Here is a 24,256-nt window from a genome sequence, read left to right as displayed (position 1 = left end):
CTTAACTCCTAGGCTGTCGCCGAAGTTACTTTGCATCTGAAAGGAAGTATGCAGCGCCCGCAGAGGCTGCAGTCACGGTAAGGACAGACGGCCACGCTCCAATCTTCTTAGCGAGGGGGTGGGAAGCGCCGAATGCGCCGAGGTAGAGCGCAGACAGAGCGGCAGTGGTGGCAGGATTGGTCTTGTCGAGCCAAGAACGGCCGGCCCAGATGCCTGCCGCGCCGAGGATTACGCCACCGAGAGGGCGGATACCCGTTTCTTTGGCGGTTACCCAGCCGCCAATGAGGCCAAGGGCAACGGTGGTTGCGGTGGATACTTGCTTTGGTTTCTTTACATCAATCATAGACATGGGGTCAGTTTAGGCTTCCTTTTGGGGAGATGGCTAGACTTCCCGGCATGACAGTGCCCACTTTTGCAGCCGCCTCAGAGGTGCCACCGGAACGCGATGCGTGGCGCGCGATGTTCGCGCTTTCCCTGGGATTTTTCGTCTCCCTGTTGGATCAATCGATGATTGCGGTGGCCCTCCCTCGCATTCAGGCTGACTTGTCAGCCAACGTCAATGAGGTTCTGTGGGTCTCAGCCATTTACTTGCTAGCGGTGGTCGTGCCACTGTTGTTCACGGGTCGCTTGGGAGACATCTTCGGACAAAAGAAGATGTTCCAGTGTGGAGTGAGTTTGTTTGGTATCGGCGCGCTGATGTGCGCGCTGGCGCCAAATATTCAGATATTGATTGCAGCCCGTGCGGTGCAGGGTATTGGTGCTTCGTTGCAGATGCCGCAGACGATGGCGGTTATCAATCGCGTGTTCGCGCGTGAACGCCGCGGCCGCGCGCTGGGCGCCTGGGGTGTTATTGGTTCGGTTGCTTCGCTGACTGGACCATTGCTGGGTGGCTTTTTGGTCGGTGCATTCGGCTGGCAGGCGGTCTTTTGGGTGCACATGCCTTTCGTTATCGCTGCCGTGGTGCTTTCGGCAATTTGGGTACCCGTGCTCCAGACGACGTCTCGCAAGATTGATGTGCTCTCAGTATTTGTTTCCTTCCTCGCCCTGACGGCGCTGGTGTTTGGAATACAGCAGGGGCCGGCAACGGGATGGCCGGTGTGGATTTGGGCGCTGCTAGCGTTTGGGTGCCTCGCGTTGGCGGGGTTCATGTGCTTGCAGGCAACGGCAGCTGCGCGAGGAACAGAGCCGCTAGTGCCATTGCAGCTCTTTGCAGATAGGAATTACGCGGTAGGCAGCGTGGCCATTGTGACAATGGGCTTTATGGCGGCCTCGATGATGTTGCCCCTCATGCTCTGGCTGCAGAACGAAAAGGGTATGCCGGCGGGGACAGCGGGAATCATCGTCGCTCCAATGGCGATTGTTTCGCTGGTGGTCTCGCCATTGGCGGGCATCTTGGCTGACCGCTTGGACCCGCGGCGCTTGGCGATGACCGGATTTAGCATCCTGGTGGCATCGTTTGGCGCGGCGTTTGCGGTCATCATCAGTGACGTTTCTGCGTGGTGGATGTGTGCTCCTATCGCCTTGCTTGGTTTCGGGCAGTCCTTCATCTGGGGCTCGAATGCTGCGACGACCATGCGCGACGTTGCGCCGGAACTCATGGGCGCTGCTTCGGGCGTGTACAACACCTCGCGCCAAGTGGGTTCGGTGCTCGGCGTTGCTGGGGTGTCTGCGGCGCTGCAAGCGGCGGGGATTGCCACATCGTTGTGGGTGATTGTCGCGGTGCTTGCCGTGGGACTATGCGCCTCGCTCTTCTTCAGAGACACCCTGCACGGTGCGGGCGCGGCCCATCAGGGGTAAGTTGGAGAATATGCGCCTTGCTGTACTTACCTCCGGCGGCGACTGCCCCGGACTGAATGCTGTTATCCGCGCGGTCGTTCGCACCGCTTCCAACGAATTTGGCTCCACCGTCGTGGGCTACGAGGACGGATGGGTAGGCCTCATGGAGGACCGCCGTCGCGATCTTTACGACGATGCCGAGATCGACCGTATCCTCCTGCGAGGCGGTACCATCCTCGGCACGGGTCGCCTGCACCCAGACAAGTTCAAGGCTGGGCTGGACACCATCAAGACCAACATGGCGGATGCGGGTGTTGACGCATTGGTTGCCATCGGTGGCGAGGGAACGCTCAAGGGCGCCAAGTGGCTGTCCGACAACGGAATCCCGGTTATCGGCGTTCCGAAGACCATTGATAACGACGTTAACGCTACGGACTACACCTTTGGTTTCGATACCGCAGTATCCGTGGCTACTGACGCTATCGACCGCCTGCACACCACTGCTGAGTCCCATGACCGTATCCTCATCGTCGAGGTCATGGGCCGTCACGTGGGTTGGATCGCATTGCATGCCGGCATGGCTGGTGGCGCTCATTACACGGTTATCCCAGAGGTTCCATTCGACATCGCTGAGATCACCAAAGCTATGGAGCGCCGCTTCCAGATGGGCGAGAAGTACGGAATCATCTGCGTGGCTGAGGGTGCGCTGCCGAAGGAAGGCACCATGGAGTTCGAGGAAGGTGGGGTAGACCAGTTCGGTCACCAGACCTTCAACGGCATTGGCCAAGTCATCGGCGATGAAATCAAGAGGCGTACGGGCTACGATGTTCGTACCACCGTTCTTGGCCACATCCAGCGTGGCGGTACGCCGACTGCCTACGACCGCGTTCTGGCTACCCGTTACGGCGTGCACGCAGCTCGTGCCGCTCACGAGGGCAAGTCCGGTATGTGTGTCGCTTTGCATGGCGAGAACATCGATCTTGTTCCGCTCGAAGAGGCAGTGGGCAAGCTTAAGACGGTTCCGCCAAAGCGTTATGCCAACGCCCAAGCGTTGTTTGGCTAAATAGGACGTATATAAAAATGTCACCGCGCCTGTGAGGTGACATTTTCCGTTTTGTCTAGAAGTGAATGCGAAGGGCGGGAACGTCGGCGTCGACAATCCACGGCTCCGCAGTGATGCGAATCGGGGGTTCGCCCTCCGCGAAGGCCATGGTGTCGCCATCCTTTAAGGTCGCGCCCTGTTGGGCGTAGTCAGCAATGTTGGCAAGCACGGAGTACAGCTCGTCGGGGCTGCCCTGGAAGTCGCGGATCTGGAGTTCTGGGTGGCCGAGCATGGGCATGCCCAAAGTGTAGGCCTGAAGGCCGTTGTCGTCCTGTGCCACCCAAGTGGACGCGAGGTAGTGCGCGGGCAGCTTATCGGCCACAGCTTCAACGTAGTTTTCCGTGCTCTCGGCCACGCGGCCCACGGAGTTAAGGACCGCAATTGCGCCGGGAGTCTGGGCAATTGCCGACGTCGCAAGGCCTAACGTGACCAGCTGGTGCAGGCGGGCCTCGCGGGTGTTCTTGATGAGTTCGAGGCGCTCGTTAGAGGGGAAGACGTTTATAAGGACCATGCACGCGATGTCCTCCCAGCCTGCAGGATCACCGGACAGGATTGGGTGCTGATGGAAGGATGGATCACCTTCAAGGTCTGCTCGAGTTGCTGCGGCCGGAGTAAACGCGAGGGCATACTCATCGTTGATTTCTACGACCATGGACTTCTCTGATTGCTCCAGCGGTCCGAGGTTCTGGCCGAAGGCTTGTGTAATCATGGACTTCATCGCTTCGGTGTCGGGCGCGCTGTCGAAGAACACGAGGGAGGTGGCCAGAGACGTGACGAGGCCATAGTCAACAGCGTGTGGGGTTCCTTGAGGGGAAGCAGTGGTCATTGAGGGCTCCTTAGCTGTTTGCGGCTTGCTTTCGCTGTAGGTTCGCTTTAGTTCTGCGGTGGTTTCGGGCGCACGCCGCGCAACCGTATCGGCCATCATAGGGGAATGCATGCGCGTTCGTGGCTTCATACTAAGATGGCACCCATGACTGCTGCGATTTATGACCTGATGGACTACGACGAGGTCCTGGAGAAGTTCGAACCAGTAATGGGTATGGAAGTTCACGTCGAGCTCAATACCCAAACCAAGATGTTTTCCACATCGCCGACGAACTTCAACGCAGCGCCGAACTCGAACGTCGACCCAGTGTCCTTGGGCCTGCCAGGCGCACTGCCGGTAGTCAACTCTGCCGGCGTCGAGGGCGCAATCAAGATTGGTCTTGCGCTCAACTGCAAGATCGCTGAGTCTTCTCGGTTCGCGCGCAAGAACTACTTCTACCCAGACCAGCCGAAGAACTACCAGATCTCTCAGTACGATGAGCCGATCGCGTACGACGGTTACCTGGATGTCGTTCTGGAGGATGGCACCGAGTGGCGCGTTGAGATCGAGCGCGCACACATGGAGGAAGATACCGGCAAGCTGACCCACATCGGTGGAGCCACCGGCCGTATCCATGGTGCGACGAGCTCCCTGGTTGACTGCAACCGTGCAGGCATCCCGCTTATTGAGATCGTCACCAAGCCGATCATCGGTGCGGGCGAGCGTGCCCCAGAGGTAGCCAAGGCATATGTTTCCGCACTTCGCGAGCTCGTCGCAGCGCTCGGCGTTTCTGACGCGCGCATGGACCAGGGCTCGATGCGCGTGGACTCCAACCTTTCCCTGCGCCCGATTGGCCAGGAGGAGTTTGGTACCCGTACCGAGACCAAGAACATCAACTCGCTGAAGTCCGTCGAGCAGGCAGTGCGCTTCGAGATGCAGCGCCAGGCTCAGGTCATCACCGACGGCGGCGAGATCGTGCAGGAGACCCGCCACTACCAAGAAACTGACGGTTCCACCTCTAAGGGCCGTCCGAAGGAGACCGCTGAGGACTACCGCTACTTCAACGATCCGGACCTTCCGCCGGTTATCGTCTCCCGTGACTGGGTTGAGGAAATTCGCAAGACCCTTCCGGAGATGCCGTGGATTCGCCGCGCCCGCATTCAAGAGGAGTGGGGCCTTAAGGATGAGGAGATGCGCGACCTGGTAAACGCCGGTGCGCTTGACCTTATCGTCGCCACCGTCGAAGCCGGTGCAAAGCCGGACGAGGCTCGTTCTTGGTGGGTTTCTTACCTGACTGGTAAGGCGAACGAGGCCGGTATCGAGCTGGCCGAGCTCGCAATCACCCCGGAGCAGGTCGCACGCGTTGTGGCTTTGGTTAACGAGGGAAAGCTGACGAATAAGCTTGCTCGCCAGGCTGTCGACGGCGTCTTGGCAGGCGAGGGTGACGTTGACGAGGTCGTCGCAAAGCGCGGGCTCGAGGTCGTGCGTGACGACGGCGCGATTGAAGCCGCTGTTGACGAGGCTCTTGCTGCTAACCCGGACATCGTGGAGAAGTACAAAGCTGGCAACACGAAGGTCACCGGTGCCATCGTGGGCGCCGTCATGAAGGCCACCCGCGGTAAGGCTGACCCGGCACAGGTCAATAAGCTGATTGCGGAGAAGCTTAAGTAAGTAACTCGGTGCCTTTGCACCGTGGCTACATGGGGATGATTTTCATTAAGTGCCGATAATGAAAATTGGCGTAGGATCGTCCCCATGGCTATTAAGACAAAAGCTCTGCAAAAGACCGCGCCCGATGCGCCTTTCACGGTAGTAGATATCGAGCGCCGCGATCCTCGTGAAGACGACGTTGTCATCGATATCAAGGCTGCTGGCATCTGCCACTCCGATATCCACACCATTCGCAACGAGTGGGGAGAGGCCCACTTTCCGCTGACGGTGGGCCATGAAATCGCGGGCGTAGTTTCCGCAGTCGGAGACAAGGTCACCGAGTTCAAGGTCGGAGACCGTGTGGGCGTTGGCTGCCTCGTAAACTCCTGTGGCGAATGCGAGCAGTGCCAAGCCGGAATGGAACAAAACTGCCTTAATGGTGGCGTCGGAACGTATAACTCCAAGGACGTTGACGGCACTATCACTCAAGGTGGTTACGCCCAGAAGGTCGTGGTTAATGAGAACTTCGTCCTGAACATTCCTGACTCCCTTGACTTCGACGTCGCGGCACCTTTGCTGTGCGCAGGTATCACTACGTACTCTCCGCTGGTTCGCTGGAACGTGAAGGAACGCGACAAGGTCGCGATTGTGGGCCTTGGCGGTTTGGGCCACATGGGCGTCCAGATTGCTGTAGCCAAGGGCGCTGACGTAGCCGTCCTTTCTCGTACTTCTCGAAAGGAGAAGGAAGCAAAGGAACTTGGTGCGGCTCGCATTCTTGCGACGAATGAAGAGGAAGACTTCTTCAAGAACCATCGCGGCGAGTTCGACTTCATCCTGTCTACGATTTCTGCGCAATACGACCTAGAGGCTTACCTGGGTTTGCTGAAGCCACGTGGCATCATGTCCGTAGTTGGCTTGCCGCCAGAGGCGCTGTCGCTGCGTATGAACCGCATCGTTGGCGGCGGCAAGGTGCTCACCGGTAACAACATTGGCGGCATTGCCGAAACTCAGGAGATGCTGGATTTCTGTGCCGAACACGGCTTTGGCGCAGTGATTGAAAAGGTCAGCGTCGACGAGGTCGATGCGGCGTATGACCGCGTGGTCGCGGGTGATGTGAAGTTCCGGTTCGTTATCGATACGGAGACCTTCCCCGCCTAGGAGCTGAGCCTTGGTGCATTCCCCACGGGGTGAGGTACGTCATGCTTTTTATGGAAGCGGCGTAATCTCACCCTGTTCTTTAATGTTGTCACCTGCGGCTTTCCGTATCATGGAACGGGTCTATCGTCTATCAAGTAAGGCATTGAGACACCTGTGTCTTTGAAAAATATCCTATCCATTTCTTTGTCCTTCGTCGGCCTCCTTGTCGGTGCTGGTTTTGCCACTGGCCAGGAAGTCGTGCAGTACTTCACGTCCTTCGGCCTTCCCGGCGTGTGGGGAATTATTGTCGCCGGCATGGTTATGACGCTTGCGGGCACCGTGTTCCTTCAGCTGGGAAGCTACTTCCATGCTTCTGAGCACAATCAGGTCTTCCGCGAGGTAACTCACCCATTCATCTCGCGAGTCTTGGACGTGGCTGTCATTTTGACGCTGTTTGCCGTGGGCTTCGTGATGCTCGCCGGCGCGGGTTCCAACATGGAACAACAATTCGGCTGGCCTGCTTGGGTTGGTTCTTTGCTGATGCTGGTCATGGTGATTGCCGTGGGCATGATGGACGTCAGCAAGGTTTCCCAGGTGATTGGCTTGCTGACTCCGAGCATCATCATCGCGGTGCTCGGCGTTGGCATCTATACAGCGCTGAATATGCCGGCAGAGCCCAGCGTGGCCATCGCTACATCCGCAGAAATTGAGTCACCGATCTCTAACTGGCTGGTATCCGCGCTCAACTACAACGGTCTGGCTCTGATTCTGGCCGTGTCCATGTCCCTCGTTATTGGCGGCGACAACATTAGCCCGCGTGAGGCTGGCTGGGGCGGCGTCGTCGGCGGCGCTCTCTATTCGGTACTCATGGGCGTTGCCGGGTTTGCATTGCTCATGAACTCCCAGATGCTTGGGGACTCTGATATTCCGATGTTGACCCTGGTGGATTCCATTCACCCAGTGCTCGGCGTGATCATGGCGGTCATTATCTATCTGATGATCTTTAATACCGCGATCGGAATGTTCTACGCCCTGGGTAAGCGCCTTTCGTCCGGACATGAAGCCCGCTACCGCATCATCTTTAGCGTTGGTTGTGTTGCTGGTTTCGCGGTGTCCTTCGCCGGCTTTAAGACGCTGATGCAATACGTGTACCCGGTTCTTGGCTACATGGGCATTGTCCTGGTCTTCATCTTGGCGGTAGCGTGGCTCAAGTCGCTCGGCCAGATTAGGGATGAGGGCATGCGTCGTGAGCGAATCCGCGCACTGCTGCACCTGAAGCTGCACCCGGACAAGGAATATGATGCGGCGCGCTTTGACGACGAGCTCGGTCAGCACATCGTTGACTCCAACATGGAGGATGAGGCGCTTTTCGACGACCTCGCTTACGAGGTCGCCGAGTCTCTCGACAGCGATGACAGCGTTGATTTCGATAAAGAAGTGTGGGAGGACAACCGCAATGATGCTTCCTTCTATACCGAGCGTGACGCTGTAGAAACAGATCGCACGGAGGAAGAGATCAAGGCTTGGCTCGAAGAAGCGGGCGCCTCCGGAGATCCGGAGGAAGCCGTTGAAGAAACTACCGAAGAGGCAGAAGACGCGAAATAGCTTAACTAGCCGCCAACGAAGATCTTAGTGAGCTCGTTGACGCAGATATACACAAACGCCGCCGAGATAATGGCCATCAACATGTTGACGAACCAACCGTTGCGCCACTCGTGCGGCGTGTGCCTTGTGTTGAGCAATATCAATAGGGTGAGGCCGAGGAATGGCATGAAGAATGCGCCGAGGACACCGTAGGCAATAACGAGTGCCGTGGGCTTGCCCAGGAAGAGCAGCAGCATCGGTGGGAAGGTAAGCCACAAGACGTACCAGCGGTAGTACTTGCCACCCATCTGCGTATCGGGGTGTTCCTGGGGCAGCTTCTTGATGTGCCCGACGTAGTCAGCGAACATCATGGAAACGCCGTTCCACACGCCAAGAACGGAAGACAGCGCGGCGGCCCAGAATCCAATCAAGAAGACCGGTGCCATGAAGCTGCCATAGCGGTCACGGAGGACGTCAGCCAGATCAATCAGTCCCTTATCGCCCTTGGAAACAGCGATGTTGGCAGAGTAGAGCAAGTCGCCGCCGATGATGAGCATTGCAGCAACAAAGATGCCGGTGACCACGTAAGCCACGGTGTTGTCGAGGCGCATGACGCGCATCCACGGAGGGGAGTCCCAGCCTTTCTCATGCAGCCAATAGCCATAAGCGGCAAGTGTGATTGTGCCACCCACACCACCGGCAAGAGAGAGCACATAAACGAATGAGCCCTCTGGCAGCGTTGGTACCAAGCCCTTGAGGATTTCTCCGATGTTGCTTAGCGATAGGCAGGCGATTCCCACCACGGTGAGGAACATGATGCCCACCAAGACGGCAATGATCTTCTCGAACATTCGGTATTGGCCGGCCCAGGTTAATCCGAAGCCGATGAGGCCGGAGATGACAGCCCAGGCTACGAGTGGGACTTGCGGGATGAGCGCGTGGAGAGCCATGCCGGTGGCGCTCATGGCGGCGGCACCGTACACAAATCCCCAGATGATGATATAAGGGGCGAAGTACCAGGAGGTCCATTTACCGAGGGATGACCAACCATGGAACATGGTGTTGCCGGTGGCCAGGGTGTAGCGTCCGACGCCCTCGACCAAAACGATCTTCATGATGGTGCCCGCGATGCAGGCCCAGAGAAGCGCGAAGCCGTACTTCTGACCGGCGATGAGTGTGGCGACCAAGTCACCAGAACCAACACCGGTTGCGGCGGCGACGAGGCCAGGTCCGATTACTTTCCACTTCGGTACGTCTTTATGCCCACTAGCGGGAGGTGATGAGGATGCGGGGGTGCTCATGGGTGCGCCTTCCTGTAAATCGAAATGTTTTACAGGTCACAATAGAGTAGCGCCCGGCGCTCTGGTGTGGTTTTGAGCACTCGACTTTGTAACCGGGCGGCTTTGGCGCCGCTGAGTGCGACTAGTGAAGGCACGACTGGTGAAGGCGCGATTAGTGGAGCAGGAGCTTGGCTGTCAGCAGCATCATGACGCAGCCGATGGCGAAGTTGACGTAGCGCCAGGTAGTGGGTTTTGCCAGGACGTGAGACAGTTTGAAGGCGCCATAACCCACGGTGGGGAACCAGACTGCGCTCGCCATGATTGCGCCTGCAGCGAAGATCCAGCGTTGATCGCCGTAATGCTGGGCGATACCGCCGAGCATCACCAGGACGTCGACGTAGGCGAGTGGGTTGAGCCAGGTTAGAGCCATGGCGCCCATGACTGGCTTGACCCAGGTGCGCGACTTGGTGCGCTGCTTGGTCATTACGGCGGTGCCGCCGCCAAGCTCTGTTTCATTAGGGGCAGACGGGGGCGTGCTTGAAACGACGAGTGCTTCCTGTTCCTTTTTGAATGCATCCCGGAAACAGGTAAAGCCAAAGTAAATCAGGTAAGCCGCGCCGAGGTATTTCATGATGATCAGGCCGGTGGGGAACTTCTCAACGAGCACGCCCATGCCGCCTACACCGGCGTTGATGAGGATGACGTCGCTAAGCAAGCAGGCAAGGATTATGGCACCGATGTGGTCGCGTTTGACGCCCATCTTGATGATGTAGGCATTTTGGGGGCCGATAGCGACGATGAGGGAGAGGCCAAGGAGGAAGCCTGCGAGCAAAACTGACATGCTTTTAGTGTGCCCACGCTGCAAGCTGAAGTCTAGTTAAAGAAACTAAACTTAGTTTAGAATAGCTTCATGAACCCAGTCCATTTGGAAACTTTGCTGGCCATTGTTGAGGAAGGCAGTTTTGAGGATGCCGCCGCTGTGTTAGGAATCACTCCTTCGGCGGTGAGCCAGCGTATCAAGGCGCTCGAGCACAACACCGGTCGCGTGCTCTTGCATCGCGCCACTCCGGTCACTGCCACGGAGGCAGGAGAGATTCTTGTGCAATCTGCCCGGCGCATGGCGCTGGTGCAGGCGGAGACCGATGCACGCTTGCAGACGAGGCTTTCCCGTGTGCCCTTGACGGTTGCAGTGAACTCGGACTCCCTGGCCACCTGGTTCAAGGAGGTGGTGCGTGATGTCGCGACGCGCGGCGAGGTGGCCCTGCGTATCCGTATTGAGGACGAAGCTCGTACGTTGGCGATGCTGCGTAGGGGAGACGTGCTTGGTGCGATTACGCGCGAGCACACTCCCGTTTCAGGTTGTGAGTCGACGTACCTCGGCACCATGCGCTATTTCGCGGTGGCGGCGCCCTGGCTGGCGGAAGGCTTTGACAGTTGGGAGACGCTGCCGCTGGTGGGCTACGGTCCCAATGATCAGATTCTGGATGACGCCATGCGCGAGCGCTTCATCGATTCGCACGTCATTCGTGCCCGAGTTTCCCAGGTGCCCTCGTCGGAGGGCTACTTGGACGCGGTGCGCTACGGGCTGGGCTGGGGCTTGATCGCCGAACTCCAAGCGCGGCCGCTGTTGGACAACGGGGAACTGGTGCTTCTCGACGACAAACCAATGGACGTTGAGCTCTATTGGCAGCGGTGGCGCTTGGAGTCGGAGGTTTTGGAGGAGTTAACGCAATCCGTGGTGGCTGCGTCGAGCGTCCTCCGCGGGCAGTAGTGAGACACGCCTTTTAGTGGGTTGCAAACAGTGCCTGCTGGAAGCTCTCCGGGTTCTTGACCTTTTCACCGTTAGGCACTGGGCCTGGAAGGACGGTGCCTGCGGCGAAAGGCTGGCTGCCAAAACGGTCACGGTCGTGGTCTTCCATGAGCCAGTCCATGTTCGGGCCGACAGGAATGATCTTCGTCGGGTTAATCTCGGTGTGGACGATGAAGTAGTGTTCCTTGATTTCGGTGAAATCGGTGGTGTCTCCGAAACCTGGGATCTGGAAAAGCTCCTGCAGATAGCCACGGATATTTGGCATCTCAGCCATCTTGGTCCGCGAGCATTTGAAGTGGGAATAGTAGACCGGATCAAAGCGTATGAGGGTCACGAAGAGGCGGATGTCAGTTTCCGTGATGTGATTTCCGACCATGTAGCGCTGCTTGCCTAGGCGTTCCTCGACCCAATCAAGTGCCTCCCACAGCTGGGCGTAGGCAGCATCGTAAGCCTCTTGGGAGCCGGCAAAGCCACAGCGGTATACGCCGTTATTGATGTTGTGAAAGATGTAGTCGTTTATCTCTTCCATTTCAGACGCGTGCTCCTCGGGGTAGAGGTTTGGCGCACCTGGGGTCTGGAACTGGGACCATTCCTTGATGAAGTCACGGACGATGGAAGGGTAGTCGTTAGTGACAACGCGCTTGGAAGATTCCTCCACGATTGCTGGAACAGTGATGCTGCGTGGGTACTCGGGGAAGCGGTTGAAATAGGCATCCTGGAGACGAGGAATGCCCAGTACTGGATCCATTCCGTCCTCATCGAGGTCGAAAGTCCATGAGCGAATGTCGTGAGTTGGGCCAGCGAGGCCTAGTGAAATTGAGTTCTCCAAACCCATGAGGCGGCGGGTGATGACCGCACGGTGCGCCCATGGGCAAGCGCGGGCGGCAATGAGACGGTAGCGATCTGCTTCCATTGGCCAAAGGAAGGTGCCGTCTTCTTGTGCAGTTACCTCGGAAACCTGGGAAGAGATGCGGTCCCCGATGTAGTTGGTGTCGCGGATGAACTCGCCGTCGGGCGAGGCATTCTTTGCGTCGCCCGCCCAGTCCTTATCGTTTGTGGCTGCCACAGTTCATTCCTTATGGGTTGATGTTTTGATTCTTAGAGCATTGAAAAATGCGGGGAGGTAGGTAAACCACCAATTTTGTTAACGTGTCAACAAAATATATTTTTGATGATACATACTCAAAGTTGCGATGGCAATATGGTTCCGGCCGCGCCCATTTCGGGGACTTAAAACACTTTGCGGCCGCGCCGCGCCGTGTGATGTGCACCATTAGCGCTGCGTGCTGCCCTAAGTTGGAAGTATGAGCGATAAGAATGTACCCGATAAAGCGACGAGCTTCGACGACGATCTCGATCTCCCGACCTATAGCCGCGACAAGGCCGCCGCAGATGCGGCTGCGAACAATGCCGACGCCGCTACCGAGGTTACTCCCGCGGCTGCACCAACGCGGTCCCGGCTATTCCAACGTCCGGGCCGAGCGGAGCCGCAGGAAATCAAGCCCAAAGAACCTAAAGTCCATGACTCGGAACCTGCTGAGACTGCATCTGTTGAGTCCGAGCCCACCGAGGTCTTCGCGTCTGCCTCAGAGGCTGACTCTACAGTGGCATCTCAGGCTGTTCAGGCTCCGGAGAACGGGCACAAGGAAGGCGAGGGGCTGTCCTTTGACTCTTCTCGCAAGCATTCGCAGGCCGCTCCAGTCGCCGCCCCTGCAGGTGAGCCTATAGCTGAAGATGCTGAACCGGCTGCGGAAACAAAACAGTTCGTTGCCCCGCGCGATGAGGAGCCCGCTGTTGCCGAGGATCGGGCAGAAGATTCCTCTTATGACGATGCTGACTTTGCCCCCACGGCTGTTGCCGCTGCGGCGCCAGCGGCAACGACCACCGTTATGCCGGCGAGCGCCTCGGATGTTGACCTGGAGGCAGAGGCAGAGGAAGAGGAAGAAAAGTCGGATCGCCTCAAAGCGGAACAGGCCGAGCGTGACGGATACCGTGAGTACGGCCGGCGCGGCACGATTGACTTCGGTCTTCTCTTTGTGCGTATTGCATTGAGCGCTTATCTGCTTCTGGCTGGCGCAACGACCTTCTTTAAACTGGGTGGCGGCGAGGGGCTATCCGGCCTCGAGTCTGAGTTTGCCAACTATGCATTTGCGTCGCCGTTGGCCATTGCTGTGCCGACTATGCAGCTGATCGCGGGCGCATTCCTCCTGCTGGGCCTAGTCACGCCGTTGGCTGCGATGATCGGCCTTGTCGTCACCGGCTTTATGGCTCTCCACGAGCTGGCAGCTTCGGGCGCGGGAGTCGATGTCTTTACTTGGCCAGAGTCAGTATGGCTGTCTTCGGTGCTTTTTGCCATCGCTATCGCGCTTCAGTTTACTGGTCCCGGCTTTATTTCTTTCGATGTCAAGCGCTCGTGGGCGCGCCGCCCGCTGGCTACCTCTTGGATCTTCGTCATCGTCGGTATCGCCGTGCTTGTCGCACTGTGGTGGTTCGGTGCGGGAGTTAATCCAATCGCTTAATCGCTCTGAATCCGCCTGCCAGAAAAATGGTGGGCGGATTTTCTTTCCCCCTTGCTTTCCAAGATGGAAAATAATATGTTTTCGAGTAGGGAAAGCAAGCGAATCATCGAGGAGTCATCGCCATGGACCAGAACATTCAAGAGTCTCTGAAGTTCAACGAGGAGGTAACGCATCGTGCAGAAAAGCCCCAAACTCTCGCCAACGCAGTTCTTTCCTTTGTCTTTCCCCTATGCTTGCTGGCGGTGGGGGTAGCGCCAGAGCAATGGGGATGGCCTGTATTTGCGGTGGTCATGGTCGTGGCTGTTGCCGCGTGCATTTTTGCTTGGAAGAAACGCTCCAAGACCCGCATGTCTTATCGCCAAGACCCACGCAAGGAACCTAAGCCGGACAAGAAATACTATGCCGGGATGGCAGTGCTGTTTGCGCCTGCTCTGCTTATGTGGGCTTTTGATGAAAAGATATGGCTTGGGATCGCCGCAGCTTTCATCTGGGGCTGCGCGATGTTTTGGGCGCTGCAAAGCGATGCGCTGGATCTAAACAAGAGGGCGAGCCGCAATGCGTAAGTCACTATCTGCTCTAAACCCCATCATCCAGCCACTTAACCGATTCAAGATCTGTGCGGCGCTCAGGGCTTTCGGGGCAGTCGAGAGCCAACAGCGGAAGGAGATGCGTTTCGGTGCGCTGCGCGATGAAACGGGACTCACAGATGCGATGCTGTCGAAGCAGCTGAAGGTCTTGGAGGAGGCAGGCTTTGTTACCCGCTTCCGCGAGTACGGCTCAACGCGCGCCAAAGACACCGTCTGGGTCATGCTGACCGCAGAAGGAAAAAACGTGTTTGATTCTCACTTAGCGGCGCTGCGGGAAATCGCGGGCGACGTTGTTACATAACGCAGGCAGTAGGCAAAAAGTGCTACTGCGATGAAGGTCAACCACACAAAGTCGTCCACGAGGAACTTCTGATAGAAGGGCTGGCCGTGCACGTCAATGGAGTCACCGAACCACCACTTTGGTGGCACCGTAATGACCATCGCGCCCCACGCTGCCATAACCGCTAGGAAGGAGCCTGCGACCCACGTGTTGTTGCGCCATGTCCATGCACGGTAGGTGAAGACCGGGATAACGAGTGCGAGCCAGACCCAGTGGTGAGACCAAGAGACTGGGGAAATCAGCAGCATGACTAGTGCGGTGACCAGCTGGGCGTCGACAAGCATGTTGCGTTTGAGCAATGCCAAGATGAGCAGCGAGCCAACGGCGACCACAGCAAGCGCCAGCACCAACCAGATGATGTTGATGAGGGTTCCGTTGGCCTCCATCGACTCCGTGGAGGGGAACAGGCGCTGCACGACCGCCTTGAGTGAGCTGTTGGACTGGTAATCGGTGGCCACGCCGAAGTCGGCGCCCGAGCCCATGTCGAGCAGCTTTGAGGTGAAGAACTCTACGAATGCCTGCCAGCGAACCGCGGCGGCTGCCAGCGTGGCTGCGGCTGCAGTACCGATAGCAATCAGGATCGGCTTGAGCTCCTTGCGCAGCAAGAAGTAGAGTAGCATCGCCAGGGGAGTGATCTTGATGGCTGCAGCGAGACCGATGAGGACGCCCTGCGGTAGCCAGCGCTTGCGCGGGACGAGGTCTAAGATGACCAGGGCCATGATGACGATGTTGACCTGCGCAAAGCCGTTGTTGAGGCGAATTGGTTCGAAGGCCATCGTCAGAGCCCAAACCAGGGAAACCACCGGCAAGAGCCATGTGCGGTCCTTGAGCAATGCACGGAAAATGAAATAAAGGCAGGCGAACACAAGCACGTCCGACAACACGTTCATGATGTTGCCGGCCATGTCGTGGGTAATCCAGTCAGGCGCCGTGAGTGGCACCATCGCGAGCGCGCCGAATGGCGGGTAGATGAAGGGTAGCGCAATGTCGCCGGCCATCATGGGCTCCGAATACATGGAGCGGCCCTCGAGATAAGCCTTCACGCCTTCCCGGTAGATGACCATGTCGATGGGGAAGTCTGTCATGCGCACATGCAGGATCATTCCCACAGTTCCGGCAATGAGGCCGAACAGCGTTAGTGCCCATTTCAAAGTTGTATTCGCGGGTTTCATCGGATTCAACAATAGGACACTTTCGCCCATGCGCTGCGTAGGACGTGGCGCATGGGCGAAGTTAGTTGGGATAAGCAGCGGGAACGCTTAGTTCACGTGGCCATCCACCACTCGGACGGCACCGCGGTCAGCGGAGGTTGCCATGTTGGCATAAGCACGCAGAGCCTTGGTGACAGGGCGGTTGCGCTCAACCGGGGTCCATGGCTTTTCGCGCTGCTCTTGTGCTTGACGACGTCGCTGAAGCTCCGTCTCATCAACGTCCAAGGAGAGCTTGCGCTCGTGGATGTCTATGGAGATGGTGTCGCCGTTTTCAACCAAGCCGATGAGGCCGCCGTGGGCTGCCTCCGGGGAGATGTGGCCGATGGATAGGCCAGAGGTGCCGCCGGAGAAGCGGCCGTCCGTGATGAGCGCGCAGGCCTTGCCTAGGCCTGAGCCCTTGAGGAAGGACGTCGGGTGGAGCATCTCCTGCATGCCTGGGCCGCCGGCTGGGCCCTCGTAACGGATCACGATGACGTCGCCCGCCTGCACCTCGCGCTTCAAGATGATGGAGACGGCCTCTTCCTGGGACTCGACCACGCGGGCCGGACCGGAGAACTTCCACAGCTCTTCCTCGACACCAGCAGCCTTGACGATTGCGCCGTTCGGTGCGAGGTTGCCGCGCAAGACCACGAGGCCGCCGTCGGAGGAGAAAGCGTGCTCTGCATCGTGGATGCAGCCATTGGCTTGGTCGGTATCCAGGGACTCCCAGCGGTTGGACTGGGAGAAAGGCTCGGTGGTGCGCACACCACCCGGTGCGGCGTAGAAGAGCTCGCGGGCCTTGTCCAGAGCCTTGTCGTTACGGATGTCCCAGTCGTCCAACCACTGTTCAGCGTTGTCGTAGAGCGCGGTGTGCACCTTCAGGTTGAGGTGGCCGGCGCGACGCAGCTCACCAAGGATGGCGGGGATGCCGCCGGCACGGTGGACGTCCTCGATGTGGTAGGTGCCGTTAGGCGCGACCTTGGACAGGCACGGTACGCGGTAGGAAATCTCGTTGATGTCCTCCAAAGTGAAGTCAACCTCGCCCTCCTGCGCTGCGGCCAAAGTGTGGAGGATGGTGTTGGTGGAACCGCCCATGGCCATGTCGAGTGCCATGGCGTTGGTGAAGGCTTCCTTGGTGGCGATGCTGCGCGGGAGGACGGATTCATCCTCCTCGCCGTAGTAGCGGCGGCACATGTCCACGATGGTGGAGCCGGCCTCTTCAAACAGCGCCTTGCGGGCTGTGTGCGTGGCCAGGGTGGTGCCGTTGCCCGGCAGTGCCAAGCCGAGTGCCTCGGTCAGGCAGTTCATGGAGTTGGCGGTGAACATGCCGGAGCACGAACCGCAGGTAGGGCAGGCAGACTGCTCGACGGTGAGCAGATCCTCGTCAGAGACGTCGGCGCTTGCCGACGCCGTGATAGCGGTGATGAGGTCGGTCGGGGCCTTGGCGACGCCGTCGACTACCACGACCTTGCCTGCCTCCATGGGGCCGCCGGAGACGAAGATGGTGGGGATGTTCAGGCGCAGCGCTGCATTGAGCATGCCCGGGGTTATCTTGTCACAGTTGGAGATACACACCAGTGCGTCCGCGGTGTGGGCATTGACCATGTACTCGATGGAATCAGAGATGATTTCACGTGAAGGCAGGGAGTACAGCATGCCCTGGTGGCCCATGGCGATTCCGTCGTCGACAGCGATGGTGTTGAACTCCTTTGGGACGCCACCGGCTGCGCGGACCGCATCGGCCACGATGTCGCCCACATTTTTGAGGTGAACGTGGCCTGGCACAAACTGGGTGTAGGAGTTAGCAATCGCCACGATTGGCTTGCCGAATTCGTGCTCCTGGGTGCCGGTTGCGCGCCACAGGGCACGCGCGCCAGATGCCTGGCGGCCAACGGTGGTTACTGTCGAGCGCAGCGGAAACATGGGGTGATAATCCTTAATCTCTATGGCGTGATACTAGACGCTTTCTGGCGGGCTGAGAAGGTCGTTAATGCTCAGTTTTAGGGGCTCACTCGGGGTGTTTTTCGAGGTATTGGCTGTATTCTTCCTTGGACATGAGAACCTGCTGACCATCGCGGTGCACGATGACCACCTTCTCGTCGGCGGCATCACGCCCGGCGGTGAGTGCATCGGGGATGCGGCCGCGGGAGGCGTCGGAAAGCCTTGGCAACGAATTGAAGGTCACGCCCGGAAGCGTGAACTGCTTTCCGGACTTCGTGCGGGCGAATGCTTTGGCGCGCTGGAAACCAATGCCTGCGAAGTTGTCCCAAGAGATGTTTTGGGAACCCTTGAATGCGTAGCTGATTGCGATGCCCTTTTCGGAGACATGAGTGCGGGACTTTAATACCCACCAGATGCACAACACTGGAACGATGAGCAGCCAAGCCAGATACTTGGGAGCCCAACCGATGCTGAGCAGTGCGATGGCGGATAAAAGAATGATGCCCAAAATGTGGTCTCGAGCGGGCTTGAATACCTCTGCCTGGGCGTGGGTGGCCCGAGCCTCCGAGGTCGGAGCGGAGTCGGCGTTCTGTGGGTGAGATGACGTCATAGGTGCCTATGCTAATTGACTTTGCCCCCCGCGCGTTAACCGCCCCACCTGTACTATCTCGCAAAATGGAACGTCGCTCCCAAAAGTGGGGGTATTTCCAGCAAGTCAATATCTATACGTGTACAGTAATTCCCATGATCATTATTCGACTTCAGCTAGTAGTACCGGCGCGGCGTTTGCCGTAACGAGTTGCCGAATCAAACTTCAGCGACGTCGAAAAGCAAGCGCCCCCGCCAACCTCTTAGTGGAAGTTGAGACGGGGGCGTTGGCATTTTCTGGTCAGTTCAGCAAATGTGGCACCGCACCCAGGGTGTTTCATTAGCAAACGGACATCCCACCATCCCCGGGTTGTCACCCAAAGTAGATACAGTAATTCATCAACAAGGAGCTTATTCCCCGTGGCCGCTACACATTCGCCCACCCCGGCATCGGTGGCCTCTGCTAAGAAGCAGGGGGCCGAGATCATCACCGGCGCGCAAGCGATCGTCCGCACCCTAGAAGACCTGGGCACTGACCTAGTATTCGGCATTCCGGGCGGCGCAGTGCTGCCGCTCTATGATGCGTTGCACCATTCCACCAAGCTGCGCCACGTGCTTACCCGCCACGAGCAGGGTGCAGGTCACGCCGCAGAAGGTTATGCTCAAGCCTCTGGCAAGGTGGGCGTGATGATCGCGACCTCCGGTCCGGGTGCAACCAACTTGGTTACGCCGCTTGCCGACGCCAACCTGGACTCCGTTCCTGTTGTGGCCATCACCGGCCAAGTGGGCACCAGCCTGCTGGGGACGGACGCCTTCCAGGAAGCAGACATCCGCGGCGTGACGATGCCGATTACCAAGCACAACTTTATCGTTACTGATCCGCAACAGATTCCCACCGCTATTGCTGCAGCCTTCCACCTGGCTTCGACTGGACGTCCTGGTCCGGTGCTAGTCGATATCCCGAAGGACGTGCAGAACGCCACGCTCGAGTACGTGTATCCGCCACAGATTGAGCTGCCGGGTTATAAGCCCACCACTACGCCGCACCCGCGTCAGATCACGCAGGCTGCAAAGTTGATTGCTGAGGCTGAGGCGCCTGTACTCTACATCGGCGGCGGCGTCATCAAAGCGAATGCCTCTCGCGAGCTACTGGAGTTTGCCGAGCTTTCTGGGATCCCGGTTGTCACCACCCTGATGGCGCTGGGTTCCTTCCCCGATTCGCACCCGCAGCACATGGGTATGCCGGGCATGCACGGTACGGTTCCAGCGGTGGCTGCGATGCAGCGCGCGGATCTGCTTATTGCCATTGGTGCGCGTTTCGACGACCGTGTTACGGGCGATACCGAAACCTTCGCACCGAACGCACAGGTTATCCACGCGGACGTGGACCCGGCCGAAATTGGCAAGATCCGGGAAGCAGCCGTTCCAATCGTCGGTGATGCACGCGAGGTGCTGCTGCAGTTGACCAAAGCTTTCCAGAATGATGCGAAGCTCAACCCACCGGTGATCGGGGAGTGGATGGCCTACCTGGAGGATCTAAAGAAGCGTTTCCCGCGGGGCTATGAGCCCACGCCGGACGGTTTGCTCAATCCGCAGTTCGTATTGGAAAAGCTCAGCTCCATCATCGGTCCTGAGGCTATCTATTGTGCCGGTGTGGGCCAGCATCAGATGTGGTCCGCTCAGTTTATTGACTTTGAAAAGCCGCGCACCTGGATTAACTCTGGTGGTGCGGGCACGATGGGCTACGCGGTCCCCGCTGCGCTGGGTGCTAAGGCTGCTTGCCCAGATAGGGAAGTGTGGGCCATCGACGGCGATGGCTGCTTCCAGATGACCAACCAGGAGCTGACCACCGCGGCGGTGGAAGGCTTTCCATTCAAGGTGGCTGTTATTAATAACGGAAATTTGGGCATGGTGCGTCAGTGGCAGACGCTTTTCTACGACCGGAACTACTCAAACACCAAGCTGCGTGAGCACGATGAGTACCTCCCGGACTTTGTGAAGCTCGCGGAGGCGCTGGGCTGCGAGTCGATTCGCGTCACCAAGGAAGAGGAAGTCGAGCCGGCCATCAAACGGGCGCGCGAAATCAACGACCGTCCTGTGGTCATCGACTTCATCGTGGGGCAGGATGCGCAGGTATGGCCGATGATCGGTGGCGGCGCTTCCAATGAGGAGATCCAGTATGCATTGGGACTGCGACCACTATTTGATGAGAACGAGTCCGCTGCTGAGGAACCCGCAGAAATCCACGAGACGGTCGAGGAGGCCTAAGAGTAATGGCAACGAATGAAGTCACCCGCCACACCCTGTCCGTCTTGGTGCAAGACATCGAGGGCATCATCTCTCGCGTTGCGGGTATGTTTACCCGCCGCGGCTACAACTTGGTCTCGCTAGTTTCTGCGCGTACGGAAACGGAAGGCATCAACCGTCTTACCATCGTGGTTGATGCTTCCGACGTCGTCATTGAGCAAGTCACCAAGCAGCTCAACAAGATCATTCCGGTTCTCAAAGTGGTGGAACTGAAGGAGGAATCCACCATCGCCCGCGCCATTATGTTGGTGAAAGTCTCTGCAGACAACACCAATCGTCCGCAGGTGGTTGATGCGGTCAACATCTTCCGAGCGCGCATTGTCGACGTCGCGCAAGAGTCCGTGGTTATTGAAGCCACTGGTACACCCGGCAAACTGCGGGCGCTGCTTGATGTCTTGGAGCCTTTTGGTATCCGTGAACTCGTCCAATCGGGTCACGTGGCGCTGGGGCGCGGACCAAAGACGATGGCTCCTTCGAAATAAATAATCTCACATTGTGAGCAAACCATCCCGTTGTGTGTTGCTACTATAGGTAGTTCACCGCACAGCAAAATTTATGTAAGGAATACTGACATGGCAATCGAGACTTTCTACGACGCTGACGCAGACCTCTCCATCATCCAGGGCCGCAAGGTCGCCATCATTGGTTATGGCTCCCAGGGCCACGCACACGCACAAAACCTGCGTGATTCTGGTGTTGAGGTTGCAATTGGTCTGCGTGAGGGCTCCAAATCCCGCCCAAAGGCTGAGGAGGCCGGCTTTAAGGTTCTCACCAACGCTGAGGCGGCTAAGTGGGCAGACGTCATCATGTTGCTGGCGCCGGATACCTCCCAGGCACAGATCTTCTCCGAGGACATTGAGCCGAACCTGGAGGACGGCAACGCGCTGTTCTTCGGCCACGGCCTGAACATCCACTTCGGTCTCATCAAACCGGCAGAGAACATCACCATCGGCATGGTTGCTCCGAAGGGCCCAGGCCACCTGGTTCGCCGTCAGTTTGTTGACGGTAAGGGTGTTCCTTGTCTTATCGCTACCGAGCAGGACCCGAAGGGTGAGGGCCACGACCTTTCCCTGTCCTACGCAGCGGCAATCGGTGGCGCTCGTGCGGGTGTTATTCCGACCACCTTCAAGGACGAGACCGAGACTGACCTCTTCGGTGAGCAGGCTGTGCTCTGTGGTGGCCTCGAGTACCTGATGATGGCGGGATTTGAGACCCTGACCGAGGCTGGCTACGAGCCGGAGATGGCCTACTTTGAGGTTCTTCACGAGATGAAGCTCATCGTCGACCTCATCTGGGAGGGCGGCCTGGCCAACATGAACTACTCCATCTCTGATACCGCTGAGTTCGGTGGCTACGTTGCTGGACCGCGCATCATTGACGATTCCGTTAAGGCTCGCATGAAGGACGTTCTCACCGACATTCAGGACGGCACCTTCGTCAAGCTCCTGGTTGCCAACGTTGAGGGTGGCAACAAGGAACTCGAGGATATGCGCGCTAAGGTTAACTCACACCCAATCGAGGACACCGGTGCCAAGCTGCGTGACCTCATGAGCTGGGTTAAAAACCCTTTGGACGCTACCGCCTAAGAATTGGCGGGTGAAAGCGCTAGCCTCCCTTTTTACAATAGACGGGGATCCCGCAAAAATCCCGCAAAAGATACGAAAGCGCCCCCGGCGATTTGATTAGATTCAAGAGCTGGGGGGCGCTATTGCTGTTCTGCTATTCGCTGACCGCGGGTTAAACGACAGAAGGGGATGTGGACGAAATCTTGGAGGATTTCCCGTATGATTAATGTGCGATACACGGATGCCCAGCGGCTCAAGGCTTAGAGGTATTCGATAGAACATAATCTGCTACCGATTAAACCAGCAGGGGTTTCACATCAAACCTGGGCGCTTCAGAAAGTGGGTGGAAAGAGGAGCGTTAGCGACGCGAAAACAAGCGGATGGGGTTAATTTATATGAAGTAAACGAGGTTCACGATGTCTTGCGCATCAGAAACGGCTACAATCAAAAGCCCATAGAACCGTGACCGTCTAGCGAAAGGAGTAGTGATGTCAGATGGCACGCCGGAAGATGAACTTCCAGACGCGGAGTCGGAAGCTACTAGCGACGACGAACAGCGGGGAAAAGATTTACGGAGTGAGAACTCCGAGGCCCGAGACCCTGGTCGTGGAGGGCTGGAAAGACACCGGTCGAGCATTGACGAGTGCAATGCAACAGATCCCGATCTCGAGGTAATAACTCCAGACGAAGAACGCCAAATCACTTCGGCTGAGTTCCAAACGATGATAGCGACTCACACAGGGCCGCTACCATCAGTAAACGATTTCGCTGGGTATGACGATGTTCTTCCCGGTGCTGCGGATCGTATTGTCCAGATGGCCGAGAAATCAATTGATGCCTACCATCAAACTGCTTTGGCTGATGCAGAAATTCAAAAAGCAACTGCTCGTTCGATTGACAATCGAGGATTAATTGAACGACGTCAGCAAGGGTTGTTTTCAGCGGTTGCCATCATCGCTCTTCTTGGCACGCTTATTATGGCTTGGTTCGACAAACCGGTCCCCAGCGTAGTGGCGCTAATTGTTACTGCTGCAAGTGCATACATGGCGTATCGCACGGGCAAAGAAGGTCTGCAGGTGAATCCAGTGCGACACGATGGGGAGAATGACGACTGAGTTTTGTCACGCTGTGTGATATAACCGACGCGACTATTTATACCCTGCCACCGGCGAGGGTGTCAGTCCGTTTGTGTACGGGGACTGATTTTACAGGTATGCGGCGAACCTGTCGGGGTAGGCCACGGATAGCTGATTGATTGCCTGCTTCCAGTTGCTGGTCTTGCTGCCTTCGACAAGTCGCTCGGCTGAAACAGAAGCCTTGGCACCTTCTTTAGCGCGGCGGGCAGCACGACGGTCCTCGATGTTACAGATCATCAACCACAGCGTCTTGACTGTCGCTGAATCCGACGGGAACTGCAAGAACGGAATGAACCTGCCCCAAGCGTCGCGCCAGACTTTCACTGATTGCGGATACTTCTGGCCAAGCTCGCTGGCCTCAAACTCATCGAGTGCACTTCGAGCTTCATCCTCGTTGACAGCGGTATAGATGCCTCGTAGATGCTTCGAGAGCTCTTTCCGGTCGCCGTAGGCTACCCACCTGTTAGCGGCACGAATCAAATGCACCACGCAGGTTTGGATTATGGAGTCCGGCCAGGTTGCCTGGATTGCTTTGGGAAAGCCTTTCAGTCCGTCACAGCAGACAATAAAGACATCGTTGACACCGGGGTTGGCGACTTCTGCGCACACCTGCGACCAGAATGCTGCACCTTCATTGGTAGTTACCCGCAAGCTCAAGTGTGCTTGATGCCTTCCATGTCCACACCGACAGCCATGTAGACCGACTTGTTGACGACGCGTGCGTTGTCACGGACTTTTACACGTAGGGCATCAAGGAAGATGACTGGGTAGAACTCGTCGAGTTGCCTGGTCTGCCACGCGGTGACTTCCTCTAAGACTGAAGCGTCCTGGGTTTGGTTCCGCTTCTTTTACGGCCCTGTGTTGATGGGCTGGGTGAGATAGTACTCGGTTTCTACTTCCTGTGGGGTGGCGTAGGCCAAAGCTTTATGAAGCCGCTTG

21 protein-coding genes and 1 pseudogene are annotated in these 24,256 nt (G+C 57.6%); 13 read left to right on the top strand and 9 right to left on the bottom strand.

The features are described from left to right. Positions 1-25: 25 nt before the first annotated feature. Entirely contained in the window at positions 26-349 is a 324-nt protein-coding gene (locus CHU71_RS07580; protein WP_005532119.1) for a hypothetical protein, read from the bottom strand. 47 nt (positions 350-396) lie between these two features. Here CHU71_RS07580 and CHU71_RS07575 point away from each other — a divergent pair, with 47 nt between their 5' ends. Both CHU71_RS07575 and CHU71_RS07570 read left to right on the top strand, forming a co-directional pair. Further along, complete coding sequence (locus CHU71_RS07575) at positions 397-1,797, top strand: DHA2 family efflux MFS transporter permease subunit (protein ID WP_201817226.1); 1,401 nt, start codon at positions 397-399, stop codon at positions 1,795-1,797. A 10-nt stretch (positions 1,798-1,807) separates the two neighbouring features. Continuing rightward, positions 1,808-2,839 (top strand): ATP-dependent 6-phosphofructokinase, encoded by a 1,032-nt coding sequence (locus CHU71_RS07570; protein WP_147760689.1) that lies wholly within the window; start codon positions 1,808-1,810, stop codon positions 2,837-2,839. A gap of 55 nt (positions 2,840-2,894) precedes the next feature. Here CHU71_RS07570 and CHU71_RS07565 read toward each other — a convergent pair whose 3' ends face one another. Continuing rightward, positions 2,895-3,704, bottom strand: coding sequence for a DUF4261 domain-containing protein (locus tag CHU71_RS07565; RefSeq protein ID WP_187272047.1), 810 nt, complete (start codon positions 3,702-3,704; stop codon positions 2,895-2,897). Between the two features lie 144 nt (positions 3,705-3,848). Here CHU71_RS07565 and gatB point away from each other — a divergent pair, with 144 nt between their 5' ends. The 3 genes from gatB to CHU71_RS07550 all read left to right on the top strand — a co-directional run bounded on the left by gatB (position 3,849) and on the right by CHU71_RS07550 (position 8,075). Further along, a complete protein-coding gene (gene gatB, locus CHU71_RS07560) occupies positions 3,849-5,354 on the top strand; it encodes an Asp-tRNA(Asn)/Glu-tRNA(Gln) amidotransferase subunit GatB (RefSeq protein WP_086891519.1) in 1,506 nt (501 codons plus the stop codon). A gap of 84 nt (positions 5,355-5,438) precedes the next feature. Next, positions 5,439-6,491, top strand: coding sequence for an NAD(P)-dependent alcohol dehydrogenase (locus CHU71_RS07555; protein ID WP_147760687.1), 1,053 nt, complete (start codon positions 5,439-5,441; stop codon positions 6,489-6,491). Between the two features lie 153 nt (positions 6,492-6,644). Beyond that, the gene (locus tag CHU71_RS07550; RefSeq protein WP_147760686.1) at positions 6,645-8,075 is read left to right on the top strand and encodes a hypothetical protein; all 1,431 of its coding nucleotides are present in this window, start codon (positions 6,645-6,647) and stop codon (positions 8,073-8,075) included. A gap of 5 nt (positions 8,076-8,080) precedes the next feature. On the opposite strand, the gene CHU71_RS07545 is transcribed toward CHU71_RS07550, so the two are convergent. After that, positions 8,081-9,355 carry an Nramp family divalent metal transporter gene (locus CHU71_RS07545; protein ID WP_147760685.1) on the bottom strand — a complete coding sequence of 425 codons (1,275 nt, stop codon included), beginning with the start codon at positions 9,353-9,355 and terminating at the stop codon, positions 8,081-8,083. 151 nt (positions 9,356-9,506) lie between these two features. Continuing rightward, positions 9,507-10,175 (bottom strand): LysE/ArgO family amino acid transporter, encoded by a 669-nt coding sequence (locus CHU71_RS07540; protein ID WP_110092349.1) that lies wholly within the window; start codon positions 10,173-10,175, stop codon positions 9,507-9,509. A 69-nt stretch (positions 10,176-10,244) separates the two neighbouring features. Between CHU71_RS07540 and CHU71_RS07535 the strand changes: the two genes are divergently transcribed. After that, complete coding sequence (locus CHU71_RS07535; RefSeq protein ID WP_005532133.1) at positions 10,245-11,105, top strand: LysR family transcriptional regulator ArgP; 861 nt, start codon at positions 10,245-10,247, stop codon at positions 11,103-11,105. Between the two features lie 13 nt (positions 11,106-11,118). Here the strand turns inward: CHU71_RS07535 and CHU71_RS07530 are convergent, their stop codons facing one another. After that, positions 11,119-12,210 carry a glutathione S-transferase C-terminal domain-containing protein gene (locus tag CHU71_RS07530; RefSeq protein ID WP_147760684.1) on the bottom strand — a complete coding sequence of 364 codons (1,092 nt, stop codon included), beginning with the start codon at positions 12,208-12,210 and terminating at the stop codon, positions 11,119-11,121. 238 nt (positions 12,211-12,448) lie between these two features. Between CHU71_RS07530 and CHU71_RS07525 the strand changes: the two genes are divergently transcribed. The 3 genes from CHU71_RS07525 (at position 12,449) to CHU71_RS07515 (ending at position 14,551) form a co-directional block, all read left to right on the top strand. Beyond that, the gene (locus CHU71_RS07525) at positions 12,449-13,663 is read left to right on the top strand and encodes a DoxX family protein (protein WP_147760683.1); all 1,215 of its coding nucleotides are present in this window, start codon (positions 12,449-12,451) and stop codon (positions 13,661-13,663) included. 122 nt (positions 13,664-13,785) lie between these two features. Next, entirely contained in the window at positions 13,786-14,226 is a 441-nt protein-coding gene (locus tag CHU71_RS07520; protein ID WP_147760682.1) for a hypothetical protein, read from the top strand. Continuing rightward, positions 14,219-14,551 carry a transcriptional regulator gene (locus tag CHU71_RS07515; protein ID WP_147760681.1) on the top strand — a complete coding sequence of 111 codons (333 nt, stop codon included), beginning with the start codon at positions 14,219-14,221 and terminating at the stop codon, positions 14,549-14,551. Before CHU71_RS07520 ends, CHU71_RS07515 begins: the two co-directional genes overlap by 8 nt. Here the strand turns inward: CHU71_RS07515 and CHU71_RS07510 are convergent. The 3 genes from CHU71_RS07510 to CHU71_RS07500 all read right to left on the bottom strand — a co-directional run bounded on the left by CHU71_RS07510 (position 14,506) and on the right by CHU71_RS07500 (position 18,331). Then, positions 14,506-15,762 (bottom strand): glycosyltransferase family 87 protein, encoded by a 1,257-nt coding sequence (locus CHU71_RS07510; RefSeq protein WP_147760680.1) that lies wholly within the window; start codon positions 15,760-15,762, stop codon positions 14,506-14,508. The two genes, CHU71_RS07515 and CHU71_RS07510, sit on opposite strands and share 46 nt — an antisense overlap. An 87-nt stretch (positions 15,763-15,849) precedes the next feature. Next, entirely contained in the window at positions 15,850-17,703 is a 1,854-nt protein-coding gene (gene ilvD / locus CHU71_RS07505; RefSeq protein ID WP_147760679.1) for a dihydroxy-acid dehydratase, read from the bottom strand. A gap of 85 nt (positions 17,704-17,788) precedes the next feature. Next, positions 17,789-18,331, bottom strand: coding sequence for a PH domain-containing protein (locus CHU71_RS07500; protein WP_086891508.1), 543 nt, complete (start codon positions 18,329-18,331; stop codon positions 17,789-17,791). Between the two features lie 398 nt (positions 18,332-18,729). Here CHU71_RS07500 and CHU71_RS07495 point away from each other — a divergent pair, with 398 nt between their 5' ends. From CHU71_RS07495 to CHU71_RS07480, 4 genes are all read left to right on the top strand, one after another. Then, entirely contained in the window at positions 18,730-20,577 is a 1,848-nt protein-coding gene (locus CHU71_RS07495; protein ID WP_086891507.1) for an acetolactate synthase large subunit, read from the top strand. A 5-nt stretch (positions 20,578-20,582) separates the two neighbouring features. After that, positions 20,583-21,098 carry an acetolactate synthase small subunit gene (gene ilvN / locus CHU71_RS07490; protein ID WP_147760678.1) on the top strand — a complete coding sequence of 172 codons (516 nt, stop codon included), beginning with the start codon at positions 20,583-20,585 and terminating at the stop codon, positions 21,096-21,098. Positions 21,099-21,188: 90 nt separating this feature from the next. After that, a complete protein-coding gene (ilvC, locus tag CHU71_RS07485; protein WP_147760677.1) occupies positions 21,189-22,202 on the top strand; it encodes a ketol-acid reductoisomerase in 1,014 nt (337 codons plus the stop codon). A gap of 467 nt (positions 22,203-22,669) precedes the next feature. Beyond that, positions 22,670-23,296 (top strand): DUF2335 domain-containing protein, encoded by a 627-nt coding sequence (locus CHU71_RS07480; protein ID WP_052953141.1) that lies wholly within the window; start codon positions 22,670-22,672, stop codon positions 23,294-23,296. A 90-nt stretch (positions 23,297-23,386) separates the two neighbouring features. On the opposite strand, the pseudogene CHU71_RS07475 reads toward CHU71_RS07480, so the two are convergent. Further along, positions 23,387-24,138, bottom strand: a pseudogene (locus CHU71_RS07475) (IS256 family transposase); the annotation flags it as partial. Positions 24,139-24,256 lie beyond the last annotated feature (118 nt).

The sequence above is a fragment of the Corynebacterium sp. LK14 genome, assembly GCF_008042215.1.
Lineage (GTDB): Bacteria > Actinomycetota > Actinomycetes > Mycobacteriales > Mycobacteriaceae > Corynebacterium > Corynebacterium striatum.
Note: the sequence above shows the minus strand (reverse complement) of the source record. Positions and strands in the feature narration are given on the sequence as shown.